Origin of the sequence: Pseudomonas sp. (assembly GCF_050739995.1) — a bacterium.
Lineage (GTDB): Bacteria > Pseudomonadota > Gammaproteobacteria > Pseudomonadales > Pseudomonadaceae > Aquipseudomonas.
Genome location: NZ_JBOICG010000143.1, coordinates 1 through 3,813 on the forward strand (window position 1 = coordinate 1; position 3,813 = coordinate 3,813).

Here is a 3,813-nt window from a genome sequence, read left to right on the forward strand (position 1 = left end):
GTCTGAAGTCGTCGATTCCGAGGAAGAAAAACTCGATGCCGACGAACGGTATACTCCAGAGCATGGCAGTGTTTTGCAGATTCGCCGACGCGCAGCCGGGCTCAAGCGTTTTCTGGCACCACAACGGGATATTTTCGCGCAACTGACGCGGATCAAATTGCCCTGGTTTTGTGATGACGACGCCGACTACTGGAACGAATTACACAACAGCCTGACCCGCTATCTCGAAGAACTCGAATTGACCCGAGAGCGCGTAGGGCTTGTGCTTGAGACCGAAGACCGGCGCTTGAGCGTGCGCATGAATCGCACGATGTACCGCTTCGGGATCATCACTGGAATTTTTCTGCCGATGAGTTTTTTGACCGGTTTGCTGGGGATCAACGTGGGGGGCATACCGTTCTCGGGAAACCCCTACGGATTCGCGATTGCGTGCCTGATGATGGTGTCCGTTGCGCTGGGGCAATGGTGGCTTTTTCGACGATTACGCTGGGTTTGACCTGAATATGACCTGAATATAAGAAGGGTCTTATGTGACCCCAAGAATTTAACCCTCGTCTTTTAAAACACTTGCGAGAGGTCTTTATGCACGATCCGTTCGAACAGTCTTTGCGTGACATGCTCAATGCATCGCCATCCAACCGTGATGACGACGCCTGCCTGGGCCGCGTTTTGAAAACCGCCAACCGTCAGGTTGGGGCGGGTGACCTGTTCGGTCTGTTGGGTCGCTGGTTGCCGGCGCTGATGATGGCCCTGAACAATGGTTCGGCCCACGTGTCGCCGGTTTCCCGTCGTAAACCTCTTGCTCGCACTGCTGATAAGGCTGATTGAATATGGAACTTGATCTCTGGACCCAGAGCCTGGTCACGGCGATGACCGCATTGTGGACCAAGGTGGCGAATTTCATTCCCAACCTGTTTGGTGCCCTGGTTCTGGTGCTGCTGGGTTTTGTCGTGGCCAAGCTACTCGACACCCTGTTGTCCAAATTGCTCGCAAAATTGGGGCTGGATCGCTTGATGGCAGGCACCGGCTTGACCAAGCTGCTGGGGCGCGCCGGGCTGCAAGTGCCAATATCGACCCTGATCGGCAAGATCGTTTATTGGTTCATTTTGCTGATTTTTCTGGTTTCTGCGGCTGAATCCCTTGGACTTGAGCGAGTTTCAGCTACGCTCGACATGCTGGCGCTGTATTTGCCGAAGGTTTTCGGCGGCGCGCTGGTGTTGCTGGTCGGTGTTCTGCTGGCGCAACTGGCCAATGGGTTGGTGCGCGGGGCAGCTGAAGGGGTTGGGCTGGACTACGCGGCGGGTCTGGGGCGAATCGCCCAGGGGCTGGTGATCATCATCAGTATTTCGGTCGCGATCAGCCAGTTGGAGGTCAAGACTGACCTGCTCAACCACGTGATTGTGATTGTTTTGATTACCGTTGGTCTGGCCGTTGCGCTGGCCATGGGGCTGGGAAGCCGGGAAATTGCCGGGCAGATTCTTGCGGGAATCTATGTGCGTGAGCTGTACCAGGTTGGGCAACACGTGCGTGTAGGCGAGGTCGAAGGGCAAATCGAGGAGATCGGCACGGTCAAGACGACTGTGCTGACCGACGACGGCGACCTGGTGTCGCTGTCCAATCGGATTCTCCTGGAACAGCAGGTCAATAGCCGCTAATCCGGCAAATCCTGCTAATGTACGCCGCCGCAAACCCGGCTGACCGGGTTGCAGCGGACATTGACCTGACTGTCGGCACGACTTGTTTTGAATAAAGCCCAAACGCTGTCTACGCGCTATGACCCCCGTGAGCTCTCTGATGAGGAGTTGGTCGCGCGCTCGCACACGGAGCTGTTTCACGTAACACGCGCGTACGAAGAATTGATGCGCAGGTATCAACGCACTCTGTTCAACGTTTGTTCAAGGTATTTGGGGAACGATAGAGATGCGGATGATGTCTGTCAGGAAGTGATGCTCAAGGTGCTGTATGGCCTGAAGAACTTCGAGGGCAAATCGAAGTTCAAGACATGGCTCTATAGCATCACGTACAACGAGTGCATCACGCAGTATCGTAAGGAGCGGCGAAAGCGTCGGTTGATGGACGCTTTGAGTCTTGACCCCCTTGAGGAAGCGTCTGAAGAGAAGGCGCCGGCACCCGAGGAGAAGGGCGGACTTGACCGCTGGTTGGTGCATGTGAACCCGATTGACCGCGAAATTCTGGTGCTACGATTTGTCGCAGAGCTGGAATTTCAGGAAATCGCTGACATCATGCATATGGGTTTGAGTGCTACAAAAATGCGTTACAAACGTGCTCTTGATAAATTGCGTGAGAAATTTGCGGGCGAGACTGAAACTTAGTGCGTGGCAAATATCTCTTACGTGTAGGCAAGTTCTGTTAGACTTGTCGCCGAGTTGTCCCCCGGTTTGTGGGACTGCTTTACAATCACCAGATGGGGATTTAACGGATGAAACTGAAAAACACCTTGGGCTTGGCCATTGGTACTCTTATTGCCGCTACTTCTTTCGGCGCACTGGCACAAGGCCAAGGCGCAGTTGAAGGCGAGCTGTTCTACAAGAAGCAGTACAACGATAGCGTTAAGCACATCGAAGACGGCTTCAACCCAGGCGCTCGCATTGGTTACTTCCTGACCGACGACCTGGAACTGAACCTGTCGTACGACAAGACTAACCACACCCGTTCGAACGACGGTACTGGCAACCAGAAGATCGGTGGCGACACTGGCAGCCTGACTGCTCAGTACCACTTCGGTCAGGCTGGCGTTGACAGCCTGCGTCCATACGTAGAAGGCGGTTTTGGTCACCAGAGCCGTTCCAACGTAAAAGCTGACGGCCACAGCGGTCGCGACCAGTCCACTCTGGCTATCGCCGGTGCTGGCGTGAAGTACTACTTCACCAACAACCTGTACGCTCGTGCCGGTGTTGAAGCTGACTACGCACTGGACAACGGCAAGTGGGACTACTCCGCACTGGTCGGCCTGGGTGTGAACTTCGGCGGTAACGCTGGCGCAGCTCCAGCTCCTACCCCAGCACCAGCTCCAGAGCCAGTTCCAGAGCCAGAAGCTCCGGTTGCTCAGGTTGTTCGTGTTGAGCTGGACGTTAAGTTCGACTTCGACAAGTCCGTTGTTAAGCCTAACAGCTACGCTGACGTGAAAAACCTGGCTGACTTCATGAAGCAGTACCCTAACACCACCACCGTGGTTGAAGGTCACACTGACTCCGTAGGTCCAGACGCTTACAACCAGAAGCTGTCCCAGCGTCGTGCTGACGCTGTTAAGCAAGTTCTGGTCAAAGACGGCATTGCTCCTAACCGCGTAAGCTCGGTTGGTTATGGCAAATCCCGTCCAGTTGCTGACAACGCAACTGAAGCTGGCCGTGCTATCAACCGTCGCGTAGAAGCCTCGGTAGAAGCTCAAGCTGCTCAGTAATTACTGAGTAGTAGAAAAAAACCCGGCTTAGGCCGGGTTTTTTTTCGCCTGGAGTTTGCCTCAAGCGCTGGCCGGCACGGCAATGCACGCCGCCTGCGCCGCTTCCGCAACGCTACCGATGACCAGAATTGCCGGGCTCTTCAAGGCGAATGCCAGTGCATCTCGCTGCATCCACGCCAACGTACTGCGACATTCGCGCTGCTGGGGCAGGGAGGCATTTTCGATCATTGCCACCGGCATATCGGCGGCCATGCCACCGTCCAGCAACTGCAGGCGAATCTCCTCAAGCTTCGCCACCCCCATGTACACCACTAACGTCGTTCCGCCCTCGGCCAATGCTCGCCAGTTCAGGCTGCTGTCGTCCTGGGTATGGGCCGTGACCAGCGTTACGC

General features: G+C 55.4%; 6 protein-coding genes. 5 read left to right on the forward strand and 1 reads right to left on the reverse strand.

The window, feature by feature from the left end:
- The 5 genes from ACRESD_RS04990 to ACRESD_RS05010 form a co-directional block, all read left to right on the forward strand.
- On the forward strand, positions 1-496 hold a 496-nt coding region (locus tag ACRESD_RS04990), incomplete at its 5' end, for a CorA family divalent cation transporter (RefSeq protein WP_431749905.1).
- An 86-nt stretch (positions 497-582) separates the two neighbouring features.
- Positions 583-828 carry a hypothetical protein gene (locus ACRESD_RS04995; protein WP_005790375.1) on the forward strand — a complete coding sequence of 82 codons (246 nt, stop codon included), beginning with the start codon at positions 583-585 and terminating at the stop codon, positions 826-828.
- Between the two features lie 2 nt (positions 829-830).
- Positions 831-1,655, forward strand: a complete 825-nt coding sequence (locus tag ACRESD_RS05000) for a mechanosensitive ion channel family protein (protein WP_431749906.1) — start codon at positions 831-833, stop codon at positions 1,653-1,655.
- A gap of 87 nt (positions 1,656-1,742) precedes the next feature.
- Complete coding sequence (gene sigX / locus ACRESD_RS05005; protein WP_003193286.1) at positions 1,743-2,333, forward strand: RNA polymerase sigma factor SigX; 591 nt, start codon at positions 1,743-1,745, stop codon at positions 2,331-2,333.
- Positions 2,334-2,440: 107 nt separating this feature from the next.
- On the forward strand, positions 2,441-3,421 hold the full coding sequence (locus ACRESD_RS05010; RefSeq protein ID WP_431749907.1) for an OmpA family protein: 981 nt from the start codon (positions 2,441-2,443) through the stop codon (positions 3,419-3,421).
- 60 nt (positions 3,422-3,481) lie between these two features.
- Here ACRESD_RS05010 and ACRESD_RS05015 read toward each other — a convergent pair.
- A partial coding sequence (locus tag ACRESD_RS05015) for an SAM-dependent methyltransferase (RefSeq protein ID WP_431749908.1) occupies positions 3,482-3,813 on the reverse strand: 332 nt, incomplete at its 5' end.